The 16,051-nt window shown below is 69.4% G+C and carries 9 protein-coding genes; 3 read left to right on the top strand and 6 right to left on the bottom strand.

Annotation, left to right across the window (positions count from 1 at the left end):
* Window positions 1-91 precede the first annotated feature (91 nt).
* The 3 genes from ubiH (at window position 92) to ACVCMG_RS13905 (ending at window position 3,394) form a co-directional block, all read left to right on the top strand.
* Window positions 92-1,315, top strand: coding sequence for a 2-octaprenyl-6-methoxyphenyl hydroxylase (ubiH, locus tag ACVCMG_RS13895; protein WP_447114387.1), 1,224 nt, complete (start codon window positions 92-94; stop codon window positions 1,313-1,315).
* On the top strand, window positions 1,312-2,523 hold the full coding sequence (locus ACVCMG_RS13900; RefSeq protein ID WP_447114388.1) for a UbiH/UbiF/VisC/COQ6 family ubiquinone biosynthesis hydroxylase: 1,212 nt from the start codon (window positions 1,312-1,314) through the stop codon (window positions 2,521-2,523). The genes ubiH and ACVCMG_RS13900 overlap by 4 nt, the downstream gene beginning before the upstream one ends.
* Window positions 2,524-2,605: 82 nt before the next feature.
* Entirely contained in the window at window positions 2,606-3,394 is a 789-nt protein-coding gene (locus ACVCMG_RS13905; protein ID WP_447114389.1) for a dienelactone hydrolase family protein, read from the top strand.
* 10 nt (window positions 3,395-3,404) lie between these two features.
* Here ACVCMG_RS13905 and ACVCMG_RS13910 read toward each other — a convergent pair whose 3' ends face one another.
* The 6 genes from ACVCMG_RS13910 to ACVCMG_RS13935 all read right to left on the bottom strand — a co-directional run bounded on the left by ACVCMG_RS13910 (window position 3,405) and on the right by ACVCMG_RS13935 (window position 15,460).
* Entirely contained in the window at window positions 3,405-5,297 is a 1,893-nt protein-coding gene (locus ACVCMG_RS13910) for a GGDEF domain-containing response regulator (RefSeq protein WP_447114390.1), read from the bottom strand.
* A 198-nt stretch (window positions 5,298-5,495) separates the two neighbouring features.
* Window positions 5,496-6,563 (bottom strand): uroporphyrinogen decarboxylase, encoded by a 1,068-nt coding sequence (hemE, locus tag ACVCMG_RS13915; RefSeq protein ID WP_447114391.1) that lies wholly within the window; start codon window positions 6,561-6,563, stop codon window positions 5,496-5,498.
* Window positions 6,564-6,584: 21 nt separating this feature from the next.
* Window positions 6,585-6,845, bottom strand: a complete 261-nt coding sequence (locus ACVCMG_RS13920) for a WGR domain-containing protein (protein ID WP_395120076.1) — start codon at window positions 6,843-6,845, stop codon at window positions 6,585-6,587.
* Between the two features lie 106 nt (window positions 6,846-6,951).
* On the bottom strand, window positions 6,952-10,701 hold the full coding sequence (locus ACVCMG_RS13925) for a translocation/assembly module TamB domain-containing protein (RefSeq protein WP_447114392.1): 3,750 nt from the start codon (window positions 10,699-10,701) through the stop codon (window positions 6,952-6,954).
* Between the two features lie 263 nt (window positions 10,702-10,964).
* Window positions 10,965-12,740: an autotransporter assembly complex protein TamA gene (locus ACVCMG_RS13930; RefSeq protein WP_447114393.1), complete on the bottom strand. Its 1,776-nt coding sequence runs from the start codon at window positions 12,738-12,740 to the stop codon at window positions 10,965-10,967.
* Window positions 12,741-12,859: 119 nt separating this feature from the next.
* Window positions 12,860-15,460: a glycosyltransferase family 2 protein gene (locus ACVCMG_RS13935; RefSeq protein WP_447114394.1), complete on the bottom strand. Its 2,601-nt coding sequence runs from the start codon at window positions 15,458-15,460 to the stop codon at window positions 12,860-12,862.
* Window positions 15,461-16,051 lie beyond the last annotated feature (591 nt).

The following is a 16,051-nucleotide window of genomic DNA, read 5'->3' on the forward strand; positions in this document are numbered from 1 at the left end:
CGTGCGGCGCTGCGGGATACAGGCGTGCAAGTTTAGCCCAATGCGGCCGGCCCGATGCGTCGGTGCGGCGTCGACGCGTATCATCCGTGGCATGAATCCCTCCGGCTCCCCTGTTTGCGGCAGCGTATTGATCGTCGGTGGCGGCCTGGTCGGTGCCAGCCTGGCGATCGCACTGGACGCGGCCGGTGTCGCCGCCACCCTGGTCGAGACCGCCGCGCCGCGCGCCGATGCGCAGCCCAGCTACGACGAGCGCAACCTCGCGCTGGCCAGGGCCACCGTCAACGGGCTCGACGCGATCGGCGTATGGCAGCACGCTGCCGCCCGCGCCACGCCGATCCGGCACATCCGGGTCAGCCGTGCCGGTGAATTCGGCAGCGCGCGCATCGACGCAGACAAGCAAGGCGTCGACGCGCTGGGCTGGACCCTGCCGGCGCGCGAACTCGGCGCGGCCCTGCTGCGCCGGCTCGACGCCTGTACCCGGCTGACCCGGCTCGCCCCCGCCACGCTGTCCGCGCTCGAACCGCTGGCTGGCGGTTGGCGCGCGCAGGTCAACACCGCCGACGGCACACGCCACATCGACACGCCGCTGCTGGTCGGCGCCGACGGCACCGGCTCGTTCGTGCGCACGCAACTGGGCATCGACGCCGAGCACCACGATTACCGGCAGACCCTGTTCGTCTGCACCGTCACCCCCGAGCGCGATCACGCCAGCCGTGCCTTCGAGCGTTTTTCCGATGCCGGTCCGATCGCCTTGCTGCCGCTGGCCGAACGCCGCTGCGGGCTGGTGTTGACGGTGGCCGCGGACGAAGCGGCTGCGGTGGCCGCACTGGATGACGCCGCCTTCATCGAGCTGGCGCAGCAACGCTTCGGCTGGCGCCTGGGGCGACTGAGCCGACCGGGCAGGCGCCATCCCTACGCGATCCACCGCGTCGCGGCGGCGCAATTGATCGCATCGCGCGCGGTGCTGATCGGCAATGCCGCGCAAACCGTGCATCCGATCGGCGCGCAAGGCTTCAACCTGGGCTTGCGCGATGCGCTGACCCTGGCCGAGCTGGTGGCCGCGCAGGCCGATCCCGGCGACGCGGACATGCTCGCCCGCCATGCAGCACGCCGCGCGCCGGATCGCGAAGGCACCATGGCGATGAGCCACGGCCTCGTGCAACTGGCCTGTCTGCGGCAACCGTTGCTGGCGCCGCTGCGCTCGCTGGCCTTGCTGGCCTGCGACCGGTTGCCGCCGTTGCAGCGGGCGCTGGCGCGGCGCGGCATGGGCTTTCGCGGTACGCCGCCGCGCGCCGTGCTGGAGCGGGTGCCATGAACGCCGCCATCGGCGAGGTCGCCCCGCGCCGCCGCGCCGCGGCACTCGACGTGGCCGTGGTCGGCGGCGGCATGGTCGGCGCGGCGGCTGCACTCGCGCTGGCCCGCGCGGGCTTCAGCATCGCCCTGCTGGAAGCACGGGCGCCGCGGCCGTGGTGCGCAGATGCCGAGGTGGACCTGCGCGTGGTCGGGCTGGCGCCCTCGTCGATCGCGCTGCTGGATGACATGGACGTCTGGACGTCCATTCGCCAGGCGCGTGCCTCGGCCTACAGGCGCATGCACGTGTGGGACGACGCCAGCGGCGCGTCGATCGACTTCGATGCCGCTGCGGAAGGTCGCGACCTGCTCGGCTGCATCGTCGAGAACAGCCTGGTGCAATGGACGCTGTGGCAGGCGCTGGAAACAGCTGGTGTCCGCCGGCTGTGTCCGGCCGAAGTGACGGCTTTCGAGGCGCGCGACGATCGCATCCAGTTGCAACTGGCCGATGGCGCGACGCTGTCTGCTGCCGTGCTGGTGGCCGCCGACGGCGCCGGCTCGCCGCTGCGCCAGCTCGCCGGCATCGGCACGCGCGGGCGCGATTACGCGCAGCGTGCGGTGGTGGCGCATGTAGACACCGAGCGCGCGCATGAAGATACGGCGTGGCAGCGCTTCCTGCCGGGCGGCCCGCTGGCCCTGTTGCCGCTGGCCGACGGGCGCAGCTCGATCGTGTGGTCGCTGTCCGAGGCCGAGGCGCAGCGCGTGCTGGCGCTGGACGACCGGCGCTTCTGCGACGAGCTCGGCGCCGCCAGCGATTTCCGCCTGGGCCGGATTACCGGCAGCACGGCGCGCGCCGCGTTTCCGTTGAAGCTGCAACTGGCCGAGCGTTACCAGGCCGAGCGCTTCGTGCTGCTGGGCGACGCCGCGCATGCGGTGCATCCGCTGGCCGGGCAGGGCGTCAACCTGGGCCTGCGCGACGTGGCCGAGCTGCGCGACACCCTGGTCCAGGCGCGTGCGGCAGGCCGCGACATCGGCGCTGAACACGTGCTGCGTCGCTATGCGCGGCGCCGGCGCAGCGCCGACACGCTGGATGCGCTCGGCTTCGACGCGCTCGCGCGCATCTACGCCTGGCAGTCGCCGCCGCTGGTCGCCGCGCGCGCCGTCGGCGTGCGCTTGCTCGATCGGCTGGCGCCGTTGAAGCGGCGCCTGTCGGATCACGCCGCAGGACTTTAGATCTTTGCCCTCGCCTGCGACCGAAGGAGGTTCCTCGGGAACGCGCAGGGGAGGGCAGCGTAACGCCACCGGAGGATCGACCATGCGCATCGCCCGACTCTGCTGTCTGCTGTTGCTCGCCGGATCAAGCCTCGCCGTCCAGGCGAAGATGGTGCATCGCCCGGTCGAATGGACGCAGGACGGCACCCGTTTCCACAGCGTGCTGGTCTACGACGACGCCACGCTGGTCAAACGCCCCGGCCTGGTGATGGTGCCGAACTGGTACGGCGTGAACGACGCGGCCGTGAAGAAGGCCGAGATGATCGCCGGCAAGGATTACGTGATCCTGCTCACCGACATGTACGGTGCGGACGTGCGCCCGACCACGAATGCGCAGGCGCAGGCCGCGGTGAAGCCGCTGTACGGCGATCGCGCGCTGATGCGCAAGCGGATCGGCGTGGCGCTGGAGCAATTGAAGGCACAGGTCGCCAGCGCGCCGCTCGATCCCGCGAAGCTGGCGGCGATCGGTTTCTGTTTCGGCGGCTCGGCGGTGCTCGACTTGGCGCGCAGCGGCTCTGACGTGGCGGCGGTGGTGTCGTTCCACGGCGGGCTGGCCACCGACGATCCGATGCTGGCCAAACACATCAAGGCGCGCGTGCTGGCGATGAACGGCGCCGACGACAAGGGCACCATGCCGGACGCAGGCAAGTTCATGGACGAGATGCGCATGAGCCCCGCCGATTGGCAGTTCGTGGTGCTCGGCCACGCGGTGCACTGCTTCACCGAGGTCGGCGAGAACTCGCCCGGCTGCCGCTACGACGCCGCGGCCGCGGCGCGCAGCTACCGGCTGATGCACGACTGGCTGGATCACGCGTTCGCCGGCACGCCCTGAGGCGTCGCGCTCAGCCTTCCAGGTAAAGCTTGCCGTCCTCGTAGCGGCAGGTGCGGTTGCGACCCTTCTTCTTGGCCGCGTAAAGCGCCTTGTCGGCGGCGTTGACCAGGGCGCCGGGGTCGGCCATGCCGTCCTCGCGCGCGGCCAGGCCGATACTGATCGTTACGCCCAGTTGCTGGTCCTCGACGGCCACCCGCAGGCCGGCCACCGCCTTGCGCAGGCGCTCGGCCGCGTGCAATGAGGAGGACAAGTCGGCATTGCGGCAGATCACCAGGAACTCCTCGCCGCCCATGCGGCACACGGCGTCCTCCTTGCGCGCGGAGCGGCGGATGGTGCGGGCCACTTCGAGCAGCACCTGGTCGCCTACCGCGTGGCCGTGGGTGTCGTTGACCTCCTTGAAGCGGTCGATGTCGATCATCATCATCGTCACCGGATCGCCGGAGCGTTCGGCCATGCTCCACGCCTGGGCCAGCGACTCCATCCCCGCGCGCCGGTTCTGCAGGCCGGTGAGCTGGTCGATCAGGGCGTAGTGCTGCAGCTTGCGGTTGCTCATCGCCAGTTCGGCGGAGAACCGCTTGAGCTGCGCGCGGTCGTGCTCCCACTGGTTGAGCAGCTTCACGTACTGGCGCGCCGCGCCCATCCGCAACGGCAACATGCGGGCGGCCTGGGCCGGGCTCACGCAATCGTTGATCTGCGCCTCGGTGGCCAGGCGGATCTCGGTTTCGGACGTCACGCTGGCCAGCACGATCAGGTAGATCGACTGGCCCCACGGCGTGGCGCGCAGCGCGCGGCACAGCGCCCAGCCGTCCAGCCCGGGCATGCGCGAGTCGGCGATCACCACCTGCGGCATCAGCTGCACGGCCAGCGCGAGGCCTTCCTCGCCGCTTCCGGCCGAGTGCACCACCTGATCGGGCATGCCGCCGAGGATATCCGCCAGCATCGCGCGCACCGGTGCCGCGCTGGCCACCCACAGCACGCGCGAGACCTCCACGGCGGGCGCGTTGTCAGCGGCGGCGGCCGGGGTGGCGACCAGGTCGGTGAAGGCCGACACGTTGTCGTCGGGAACTTGCAGCACCGCGCTCCAGTCGTGCCATTGCGCATGCACTTGGTCGAGCAGGATGCCGAGTTCGCCGGCGTCCAGGCCGATCTTGCCGCCCAGCAGCATGAGCTCGCCGATGTGCTGGGTACGCTGCTCGTCCGGCGCCAGGCTCAGGTCGGCCAGCCGCCTGGCCAGGTGGAACAGCCGGGTGAGCTGGTACGGACGCGAGCCCTCGGCGAAGCTGGCCGACTCGACGTTTTCGTGGAAGAACACCGGCTCGGCCAGTGCCCGCGGGATGCCGCAGTCTTCGAGGATCACCGCGGTGAGTTCGTTGTGGTCGACGTGCAGCAGTTGCCGCTCGGCCTCCACCGTGGTCTCTCCGCCGCGTTGCAGCAGCTGCGCGTATTCCTCGGGGTACAGCGTGGCCAGCGCCAGCTGCCCGATGCGGGCGAGCAGGCCACAGGCGAACAGTTCATCCGGCGACGCGAGCCGCACCCGCTTGCCCAGTTCCTGCATGGCCACCGCCATCAGCAGCGAGTGCGACCAGAAGCGCGGGTAGTCGAAGCTCTTGCAGGCGCCGCTGCGGTACTGGTCGACCAGCGAGAAACCCATCGCCAGCTGGCGCACGGCGGCCAGGCCGAGGCGAATGATCGCCTCGGGGATGCTGGCCAGCGGGCGGCCGCCGATGCTGGCGGCGTTGGCCATGTGCAGCAGGCGCCCGCTGGTGACCGGGTCGCTCTGCACCAGGCGGCTGATTTCCTCCAGCGTCGCGTCGTCGCGGCGACTGATCTGCATGATCGCCAGCGCCACACCCTTCGGGCTGGGCAGGCCGCCGTTGATTCGCAGTTGTTCGATGGCCTTCATGCAGCTGCTCGTTGGGTCGATGACGCACACGGTACGCGGGATGCGGGCGGATGTGCGACTGCCGCGCATCTCATGCCGGGCCGCGAGGCATTCGGCCTGCCGCAGGCCGCGGCCTGGCTGCTCGCACCGGGGTCCATGCCACTGGGGTATCGGCGTCGCGTCGCCGATCTTGAGCGCCGCGCGCGGGCCGGTCCTCGATCAGGCGCGCAGCGTGCGCCCGTAGGCGTGCACCTCGTCCACCAGCACCTTGACGTGCTCGGGATCGACCTCCGGGGTGATGCCGTGGCCGAGGTTGAACACGTGGCCGGGGTGGTTGCCGTAGCTGTCCATCACCGCGCGGGCCTCGCGGCGGATCACCGCCGGGCTGGCGCGCAGGATCGCCGGATCGAGGTTGCCTTGCAGCGCCACGCGGCCCGCCACGGCGGCACGCGCGTCGGCCAGGTCGACCGTCCAGTCCACGCCAAGCGCCGCGCAGCCGCTGTCGGCCAGCGCCGCCAACTGGCCATGGGCGCCCTTGGAGAACAGGATCACCGGCAGTTCGCGCGAAGCGGCGTGCTCTTTCAGCGCGGCCACGATCCGCGTCATGTAGCGCAGCGAGAACTCGCGGAACGGCGCCGGGCCGAGCAGGCCGCCCCAGGTGTCGAAGATCATCAGCGCCTGCGCGCCGGCCGCGGCCTGGGCGAGCAGGTAGGCGGTCACCGCCTGGGCCAGCGTGTCGAGCAGCTGGTGGGCGAGTTTCGGCTCGTTCCAGCACAGCGTCTTGAGCGTGGCGAAATCGCGCGAGCCGTGGCCCTCGACCATGTAGCAGGCCAGCGTCCACGGGCTGCCGGAAAAACCGATCAACGGCACGCGGCCGTGCAGTTCGCGGCGGATCAGCCGCACCGCGTCCATCACGTAGCGCAGTTCGCCATCCATGTCCGGCACGGCGAGCCGGGTGATGTCCGCCGCGGTGCGGACGGGGCGCGCGAACTGCGGGCCTTCGCCGTGCGCAAACGAGAGGCCGAGGCCCATCGCGTCGGGAATGGTGAGGATGTCGGAAAACAGGATCGCCGCGTCGAGGTCGAAACGCCGCAGCGGTTGCAGGGTCACTTCGCAGGCGTATTCCGGGTTCTGCGCCAGGCCCATGAAGCTGCCGGCGCGCTCGCGGGTGGCGCGGTACTCGGGCAGGTAGCGGCCGGCCTGGCGCATCACCCAGATCGGCGTGGTGTCGGTGGGCTCGCGGCGCAGCGCGCGCAGGAAGCGGTCGTTGTTCAGGGCATCGGGCATGGCAATCAACGGTGAGGGATTTCAGCGCCCGTACGGGCCTTCCTGGCCCTGGGCGAACATCAGGCGGAAGCCGCGCTTGAGCTGCGCGTCGCGGGTCTTCTCGAACGCGGCAATGGCCGCGTCGCGTTCCAGGAACTGCTCGCGCTTCATGGTGGCGCGCCCGCCCTGGGTGCCCGACTCGCGGTACAGCGTCCAGCCGCCGAGCAGATCCTGCTCCAGCGTGATCTGGACATAGCGCGGCGTGTCGGTACTGCCGGGCACGGATTGCAGGTAGAGGCGCATGGTTTTCCGAAACGGTGCGGACGTGATTGCCGCAGCACCCGCCATTCTAGCGGGCCGGGCCAGGGCCGTCTGCCGCCGCGGCAATCCGTCGGCGGCCGCGGCGGCCCTATCTTTCGAGCCGGTAGTTGAGGCTGGCGCGGCTGAACTCGGTGGCCTGCTGCGCCTCCAGGTTCCAGCGCTTGCTCAGCCGATAGCGCAGGGTGATCACCTCGCCCGGCTCGAACAGGCCCACGCCGTAGCTGAGATAAAGCCGCGGCGAAAGATACTTGCCGACGGTGAACGCCGAACTGCCGCCGAGCGCCTCGTTGCTGGATACGCCGATGTCGTCCAGCCCCAGCTGCGAGCCGATCCGCTTGGCGAGCAGGTCGCCCGCGGCCGAACCCAGCGCCTGCGCCGCGGCGCTGACCATGCTGCCTTCGCCACCCTTGACCTCGGACAGCGGCTTGCCGGTGATCAGGTACGACAGCGCGTCGGACTGCTCCATCACCGGGTTGGAGAACACGGTGAGGATCGGCCGCTGCGCGGTGCCGGAGACGTACAGGCCCACTTCCTGGCCCTCGTCGATGGTGGCGTTGGGGTTGAGCTTGCGCACCGCACGGATGTTCAGGCCGGGGTTGTCGATCGGCGTGCTGGCGAACAGCAGCTGGCCGCGCTGGATCTGCAGGTCCTGTCCGTACGCGCGGTAGGTGCCGTTCACCGCGATCTGGCCCTGGCCGATGGTGGCGCGGCCAGGCTTTTCGATCACCGTCAGCACGCCGCTGAGGCGGCCGTCCAGGCCCATGCCGGTGACGTGGGTCTGCTCGCCCAGGTTGACCTTGACCATCGCGTTCAACGGCGTGCCGCTGGCGGCGCCCTGCGCCTGCCGGGCGTCCACCACCACCACGTCGGGCGAGGCGGCGCTGGCGCCGGCGCCGGGCAGCTTGTCCACGTTCACCCGTGCACGGTCGAGGCTCACCGCGCCGGTGATGTCGATGCCGTTGGCGCCTTGCTGCACGAGCAGGTCGGGCGAGAGCACCACGCTGGCCGCCGGGATGTCCACCGCGGTGAACTGGCTGCCCTTGATGGTGAGTCGCGTGGGCAGGGCGCCGTCGAGGCTGGCGCTGCCGTCCACCGCGACACTGCCCTTGCCCGACTGCACGCTGCCGCGGATCTGCAACTGCTGTCCGTCGAGCGTGGTCACGTGGAGTTGTCCCTGCGCGAGGGTCAGCCCGGCGGCGGGAATCTCCGCGGTGAAATCGCCCAGCTCGGCCTGGCCCGTCAACAGCGGTTGCGCCAGGCTGCCGGCAAACTGGAAGCGGCCGTCGGCGCGGCCCTTCACGTTGGCCAGTTCGTGGCTGAGCAACTCGACGAAGGCGAGGTTGCCCAGGTGCAATTCCAGCTGGCCGCTCAGCGCCTGTTGCGCGCCGGCGATGCCGATCTGACCGTCGATGCGGCCGCCATCGTTCAGCGCGGCATGCAGGTCGATCTGCTGGCGCTGCGGTGCGAGATTGGCGTCGAGCTGCAGGCGGTCGTAGCGCAGCAGCGGCGCGCGTGCGTCGTCGGTATAGCTGATCGCACCGTGTGCCGAGCCGATCGACGCCTGGCCGCTCAGCGCACCGGCCGCGCTGCGGTGGATCTTGCCGCTGCCCTCGATGTCGCCGTCGGCGCGCAGCGGCAGGTCGGCTTCGCCGGTGGCGTTCAGCAGCAGCGCCAGCGGCAGGGCCTGCAGCCGATAGCTGGCGTCGAGGTTGCCGGCCTTGTCGCGGCGCGCGCTGGCGCACAGCAGTGGGTCGCCCGCGGTGATGCACAGGTCGGCAAGCTGCATCGCGCCATCGTCGTAGCCGAGCTGGGTGGCATGCTGCAGACGCCACGGCGGCAGGCCCTGGGGTTCCAGATTCAGCGTCGACAGCGTGCCGCTCCAGCGCGAACCGGCCAGCGCGCCGTGCAGGTCGAGCGTGCCGGACAGCTGGCTGCCGCGCGCCTGCACTTCGAGCCGATGGTTGGAATCGCTGCCTTCGGCCAGCGCGTGGATATCCTGGAATGTCAGCCCCTGCACGGTGACGTCATCCAGTTGCAGGTCCAGCTTGCCGGCCACGCGGCTGATGTCCGGCAGCCCCACGATCAGGCGCAGGCGCCGTGCGCGCTGCTGCTGCCAGGCCAACGCCTCTCCGTGCAGCTGGCCGTTGATGCCGAGCTTCGGCAGCTTGCCCTGGATTCGCAAATGGCCGTCCAGACGGCCGCTGGCATCGGGCAGCCAGTCGCCGAGCGAGGCGATCGCCAGTTGCAGTTCGGCGTCGTTGCTGGCGCCGGGCCGCGCGGTCAGTTGCAGCGAGCTGGGACCGGAGGCCAGTTCCAGCCGACCGTCCAGCACCCGCTGCGGCGACAGGTGCAGCTTGCCGTGGCCGCTGACCGCGCGCTTGCGCAGGTTGCCGGCGAGCTTGCGGATGTCCAGCGTGGCGTCGAGTCCGTCGGCCGTGCGCCGGCCCTGGCTGGCGATGTCGGCATCGAGCGCGCCGTCCCAGTGCGCCAGCAACTGGCCAGGATCGAAGGCCTCGGCGCGGACCTCGGCCTGCCACGCCAGCCCCGGTTGCAAGGTCAGCTCGCCGTGCGCCTGGAGCCGGCCCTTGGCTTGTTTCAGGTCGAGCGTGCGCACCTGCAAGCGCTGCGGCGTGCCGTCCAGTTCCAACGCCAGCTGCGCCAGCTTGCCGGGCGGACCCAGCGCGAGATTGCCTTGCACGCGGTACGCGTCGACGCTGCCCGTGGCCTTGAGCTGGCCGTGGCTGGCCAACTCCCGACCAGCCAGCTCGGCCGGCAGGTGCAGGTCGGTCCAGCCGATCTGCAGGTTGGCGGCGAGCGGCTTGGCGTCCAGCTGCACGGTGCCGCTCGCTTCCACGTTGCCCTTGAAGCGCGGCGAGCCGAGCCGGAGTCGTTCGAGCGTGAGCGTGTGGTAGTCGGGGTCGAACCGCGCGCGCAGCGGCTGCAGCAGCACGCGGTACTGGTTCAGGTCGAGCTGGCCTTCGAGCGTGCCGCCGTGGCGGTCGCCGTGCCCCGCGAGCGAGAACGCCAGCGATTGCAGCGAGCCTTCGCCGAGCAGCGGCGCGGGGTCGAAACGCGGCGCCTCGAGCGTGCCGCTCCAGCCGAATTCGCCGGCCTGGGCGAGTTCGGCGTGCAGCTTCATCGGCGCCGGTGCGGTGAGCGCGCCATCCAGCGTGGCCCGCCTGCCGTCGCTGTGGATCGAGAGCGTGCCGGCGACATCGGTGTCGCCGGCTTTCCACGCAAAGCCCAGCGTGCCGTTGCCTTGATAACTCTTGCCGAAGACCAGCTCGCCGGCGAGATCGGCATGGCCGTCCGGTGCGCGCAGCGCGAGCTGGCGCAGCGCGATGCCGCGGTCGGTCCAGCGCCCGGCCAGGTCGAGCCGATCGGCGGCAAACACGTCCTTGCCCGCCTGCGTCACCTTGATCGGGCCGACGTGCACGCGATCCAGGATCAGCTCCACCGGCAGATGCAGCGACAGGCTGCCGGAGCTTGCGCTTTCATCGGTGCTGGCGGCGGGCAACGCCACCGTGACGCGCTCCACGTCGAGCGCGGTCAGGTGCACGCGCTTGCCCAGCAGCGACCAGAAGCGCAAGTTCAGCCGCACCGTGGCCAGATCCACCACGGTGCCGTGGCCGTCGTCGTAGCGCACGCCGGAAAGTTGCAGCGGCCCGGCCAGCCGCCCCTGCGCCTGCTGCACCTGCAACGTGCCGCCACTCAGGGATTGCGCACGCGCCAGGGCGAACCGCAGGCCCGGAGCGGTGCCGAGCAGCCACCACGACGCCAGCGTCGCCACCAGCAGCAGCGCGACAGCGGCGACGGCAATGCGCTTGATCCACTTCATGCCGTCAGCCTGCTCCGCTTGCCGTTTACGCGGATGGAATGTTCACTGCCGTTCGCCCTGAGCGTAGCGAAGCGCACGCGGGGAGCGGCCATGGATGGCCGCTGCTTTGGGGAGCGAGGAAGTCGAAGGACAGTCTTCCGCGGGGCGCCCTTCGACTTCGGCCTTTCAGACCTGCGCTCAGGGAGAGCGGTGGTGGGTGAGGTGTTTGTGGTGAGCGTCATGTTCAATAGTCAATAGTTCAGCCTTTCCCGAATCCCGGCTGCTCACAGATCCGGCCCGATCACCACGTGCAACTCGATGCCGTGATGGTCCGAATCGTGGATCGGCGTGCCGAGGTCGAGCCGGACCATGCCCACCGGCGAGCGCCAGCGCAGGCCCAGGCCGGCGCCGATCTTCGGGCGGAAATCGGTGCCGGTGTAGGCGTTGCCGGCGTCGACGAAGGCGGCCATGCCCCAGTTGCGGGTGAAGTAGTGCTCCACCTCGGTGCTGGCCACCAGCAGGTTGCGTCCGCCGATGACGCGGTCGTAGCTGTTGCGCGGGCCGATCGACTGGTAGCCGTAGCCGCGCACGGAGCGGTCGCCGCCGGCGAAGAAACGCAGTTGCGGCGGCAGCGCGGCGAAGTCGTCGGTGCGGGTGATGCCGGCGCTGCCGCGCAGGATCAGCCGGTTGCGCTGCTTCGCTCCGAACGCGCGGATCCACTTGGCGTCGGCGCTGACCTGATTGAAGCTCGCGTCGGAGAGCAGGCTGCCGGCGGTGCTGCGCGCGGCCAGGGTCAGCGACCAGCCGCGGTGCACGAAGGCGGGGTTGTCGGCCTGCTTGCGGGTCAGCGAGGCTTCGGCGAACACCTCGGTGCTGCGGCCGTGCTCGATGCCCGGCGTGTTGTCCGGTTCGCGTCCGCGCTTGCCCACGGTGAAGGTGCCGGCCAGCGCATGCAAGCCCAGCGTGCGCGTCCAGCCGTGCCACTGGCGCGTTTCGTTGCCAACCAGCTCCAGCGTCCGCGATTGCGAGGTGTCGGTGTCGGCGTCGCGGAAATTCGCGCCGACGTTGTAGCTGCGCTGGTCCGGGCCGGGCAGCGGGATGGTGTACATGGTCGAGAGCGTTTTCAGCCGCTGCGCCACCACCAGCTCGTTCTTCCACTTGTGCCCGCGCCGGTTGACCCAGCGCCGCTCGATGCCGCCGCGCACGCCGAAGCCGGTATCGGTGCCGATGAACGGGCCGCCGGTGTAGATCGTGCGCTTGGCCGGGGCCAACTGCACGGTGACGTCGACGACGCCGTGCTTCGCCTCGTCGACGTCGGGCAGCACGTTGACCACGGCAAAATAGTCCGCGCCGTTCAAGGCCTGCTGCAGGGTCAGCAACTGGTCCTGTGAAAAATAGTCGCCGGACTGGAACGGCACGTAGCGGTCGAGGAAGCCCTCGTTGAATTGCGAGCCCTCGAAGTGCACCTGGCCGTAGCGATAGCGCGGGCCGACTTCCCACCCCAGCTTGACCACCGCGCGCCGCTCGCCGCGGTTCACTTCCACCCGGTGGGTGAGCAGGCGGGCGTCGAGGTAGCCGTTGGCGGTCAGCTGCGCGCTCATGGCGTCGCGCGCCTCCTCGTAGGCTTCGTGGTTCAGCGTCTTGCCGGCGAGCCGCTCGATCGCGCGGCGCGCGCGGCGGATCGGCGCGATCCTGCCCGCGGCATCATCGAGCTGCAGTTCGACCTTGGCCACCTTGACCGGCTCGCCGGGCGTCACATGCACGTCCACCCGCCAGTCCGCACCGACCCGCCTGAGCTCGCCGGTGACGCTGGCGTCGTAGTAGCCGTAGGGCTGCAGCGCCGCGCGCACCTGCTCCGGCACGCGCTGGTACAGGCGCGCGGCCTGCGCGGCGGTGACCTCGCGTTTGGCGTACTGCGACAGCTCCAGGCGGTCGATCACCGCCGCCTTCAGCGGATCTTCCACGCCGTCCACGTGCAGCGCGACGCCCGCGTGCGCCAGCGAAGCCAGCGCAAGCAACGGCAACAACAGCAGGCTCAGGCGTCGGCGGCATCGGCGCATGCGCGAAGGGCGTCCTTGGACGGGATGACAGGTCGCCGCAGCTTACCCAAATGGGCGTAGGGCTCGCATGAATGCCGGCAGGTGGCTTCGGTGCCCGGGCCTGCGGGTCACGCTGGATTTCAACCGGCCTTGTCGCCCGATCGATGCGCGATCCACGCACCGGTCACCGCCGACACGTAGGGGATCGACTGCGCGGCGAGGATGATCATCCACAACGTGCCCTCGATATAACGCGTGCCGAACGCCTCGGCCATGCCGGCGATGCACAGCATCAGCGCCAGCGCCATCAGCAACTCCTCGCGCACCGGCGCGAACGCGGCGAAGTTGCTGCCGCCCAGGCGGCGGCTCTTGGCGGTGACCACGAACGAGGTCTTCTCGCGGGTCAGTCCGTGCAGGATGCCGCGGGCGATCGCGTGGGAGAGGCCCATGCTGGCCAGCGAGGCCATCAGCGTGTCGCGCCAGCTGCAGGGCACGCGGGCGCGATACAGCACGATGCCGAAGATCGCCTTGGCGAAGAAGAAGCCGATCACCGGGATCAGGAACAGCTGCATCGGCAGGCTGAAGTACTGCGGAAAGGCGACCATGCCGGCGGTCCAGAACAGCGCCATCAGGGTGAAGATCAGATGCAGCGCGTCGGCGAACCAGCTGAACCAGCCGGTGAGGAAATGGAAGCGCTGGCCGGCCGAGAGCGGGCCCTTCTGCGTCATCCAGTGCCAGCGGCCCTTGAGGATCTGCATCGCGCCGAAGGCCCAGCGGTAGCGCTGGCTCTTGTACGCCTTGAAGTCGGCCGGGGTCAGGCCCTTGCCCATCAGTTCGTCGACGTAGACCAGGTCGTAACCGGCATGCATCAGGCGCAGGCCCAATTCCGCATCCTCGCAGATGGTCCACTCCGACCAGCCGCCGGTGCCTTCCAGCGCGCTGCGCCGAACCATCGTCATGGTGCCGTGCTGGATGATCGCGTTGCGCTCGTTGCGGTGGTGCATTCCGATGCGGAAGAAACCGTCGTACTCCCACGCGGTCATGCGGCGGAACGTATTCTGCTCGAACTCGCGGTGCGCCTGCGGGCACTGCACCACGGCGACCTTGGGGTCGTGGAAGTAGCCGGTGAGCGTGGACAGCCAGTCGGCGCGCACCTCGTAGTCGGCGTCGATCACCGCCACCACGTCGGCCTCGGGCGCGGTTTCCTTCAGGCCGAAGTTCAGTGCGCCGGCCTTGTAGCCTGGCCACGGCGCCAGGTGGAAGAAGCGGAAGCGCTTGCCGAGCTTTTCGCAGTACGCCTGCACCGGCTCCCACACCGCCGGGTCCTTGGTGTTGTTGTCGATCACCAGCACTTCGTAGTTCTGGTAGTCCAGCGCGGCCAGCGAGTCGAGCGTGACGATCACCATCTCCGGCGGCTCGTTGTAGCAGGCCAGGTGGATCGACACGAACGGCTGCTGGTCCGGATGATCCGGCTTCAGCATGCCGGCGTGGCGCATCCACTTCGGCCGCCACAGCACCTCGGTGAACTCGAAGCCGTTGATCAGCAGAATCGCCAGGATCGCGATCTGCGCCGGGAACAGCAGCGTGAGCATGGTCCAGTCGACCCAGCTCAGGTAGAAATTGAACGGCAGCGTGGCGGCCCACACGATCAGCCCGCAGGCGAGCTGGATCAGCGCGCAGAAGAAGAACCGCCCGACCAGCTTGAAGCGGCTGAAGCGGCGTGCAAACAGGATCATCGGCAGCAATGCCAGCAGGCTCGCCGCCAGCGCCTTCCACGGCCAGGCGGTGTCTTCCACCACCGGTCCGGTCAGCGGGAACTTCAGTTGGCGGTCGGCGTTGAAGATGCCCCAGTACGCGCCGGTGCGGCCTTCGCCGAGGTTCTCCTTCCACGGCTGGTCGAACGCTTCGAGCAGGTAGTACTCGATGTGCGCGGCCTTGGCCCGGTTCATCCAGTCGCGGACGAAGATCGCCTCGTTGGAGGTCGACGGGTCGGCGTATTCGTGGCGGTCGCCGTTCGACGGCCAGCCGATCTCGCCCACCACCACCGGCTTGCCGGGGAATCGCTGCACGATCGACTCGTACGCGCCATAGGCCGCGTCCACTGCGTTGTGGCGCACCACGCCGTTCCAGAACGGAAACAGGTGGATGGTGATGTAGTCCACGTGCTGCGCCAGCTCGGGGTACTTCAGCCAGATGTAGTCCGGCTCGGCGATCGACACGGGCTGGCGCACCGCCGCGCGCACGCGGTCCAGGTAGGCCATCATCTGTTCCGGCGTGAGGTCGTTGCGGAACAGCACCTCGTTGCCCACGATCACGCGGGTGATCGTGTCCGGGTAGGCGCGCGCCTTGGCGATCAGCAGCTCGATCTCGCGCTCGTTGTTCTCCAGCCGCTTGTCGATCTCCGCGCCGGCCATCACCTTCAGCCCCTGCTGCTGCGCCAGCCGGTACACCTGCGGGTTCTGTTGCATGGTGTAGGTGCGGATGTGGTCGGTGTAGCGGTGCAGCAGCTTGAGGTCGGCGCCGAGCTCCTCGTCGCTGGGGTAGCTCTGCTTGAACGGGCTCTGGTAGCGCTGGAAGAACGACACCGCGAAGCCGCTGATCTTGCCGTGCCAGTCGTCCGGCCCGTGCGGGTAGTTGCCCCCCCACCACAGCGCGATGTTCAGCGCCGCCGCCAGCAGGGCCAACACGATGGCGGTGAACAGCGGATACCGGCTGTTGGAGTTGGCTGCGGTGGCGCTCAAAAAAATCCCCGGCGGAGCCTGCGCAACAGGCGGTGGAGCCTGCGGAGCTTAACCAATGCGGGGCCTCCGGCTCAATCGAGTCGCCCGGCGCCGGTCAGCGCCAGGTCAGGGCCGATGGCCGTGGCGGTGGATCCGCGGCGGGCCGCAGTAGGAGACTTGGGTGATCATGTGCTCACCGCTTCGCCGGCGGGGCGGCGAAATGCGCTGACACGATTGTCGGGAGATGGTGCGCCGTCAGTCCCGCAGATGTCCCTGTTGTCAATCCGTAGATTGAAAGCATCTCGCGGGAATGGCTTCGCCGAGGGAGATTTCCCGCGGCGATGTTGGCAAATTCGCCTTGCAACCCGTGCACGCTGAACGAAAGTTCCTGCTGATTCGCTGAGCGTTCGGCTGCACCTGGGCGCCCAGCCGATCCATCGCATTCCAGTCGGCACAACGGATGGCGCGCAAAGCAGGCTTTTTTTCCTGCACACGCATGGTTTTACGATGCGTCGCGACTGAGAAAATTTCCTATGGACACATGCTGGCGAGCTGAGAATCCTGAAATAGGCGGTGTGCGACAAGCGCCCCGCTGAACGCTTCAGGGAGCCA

It is taken from the genome of Rhodanobacter sp. UC4451_H18 (assembly GCF_052978225.1).

Bases quoted from the DNA above. Each gene is read 5' to 3' on its own strand.
- ACVCMG_RS13925 (WP_447114392.1), bottom strand. From the start codon at position 10,701: ATGAAGTGGATCAAGCGCATTGCCGTCGCCGCTGTCGCGCTGCTGCTG.
- ACVCMG_RS13930 (WP_447114393.1), bottom strand. From the start codon at position 12,740: ATGCGCCGATGCCGCCGACGCCTGAGCCTGCTGTTGTTGCCGTTGCTT.
- ACVCMG_RS13920 (WP_395120076.1), bottom strand. From the start codon at position 6,845: ATGCGCCTCTACCTGCAATCCGTGCCCGGCAGTACCGACACGCCGCGC.
- hemE (WP_447114391.1), bottom strand. From the start codon at position 6,563: ATGCCCGATGCCCTGAACAACGACCGCTTCCTGCGCGCGCTGCGCCGC.
- ACVCMG_RS13905 (WP_447114389.1), top strand. From the start codon at position 2,606: ATGCGCATCGCCCGACTCTGCTGTCTGCTGTTGCTCGCCGGATCAAGC.
- ACVCMG_RS13910 (WP_447114390.1), bottom strand. From the start codon at position 5,297: ATGAAGGCCATCGAACAACTGCGAATCAACGGCGGCCTGCCCAGCCCG.
- ubiH (WP_447114387.1), top strand. From the start codon at position 92: ATGAATCCCTCCGGCTCCCCTGTTTGCGGCAGCGTATTGATCGTCGGT.
- ACVCMG_RS13900 (WP_447114388.1), top strand. From the start codon at position 1,312: ATGAACGCCGCCATCGGCGAGGTCGCCCCGCGCCGCCGCGCCGCGGCA.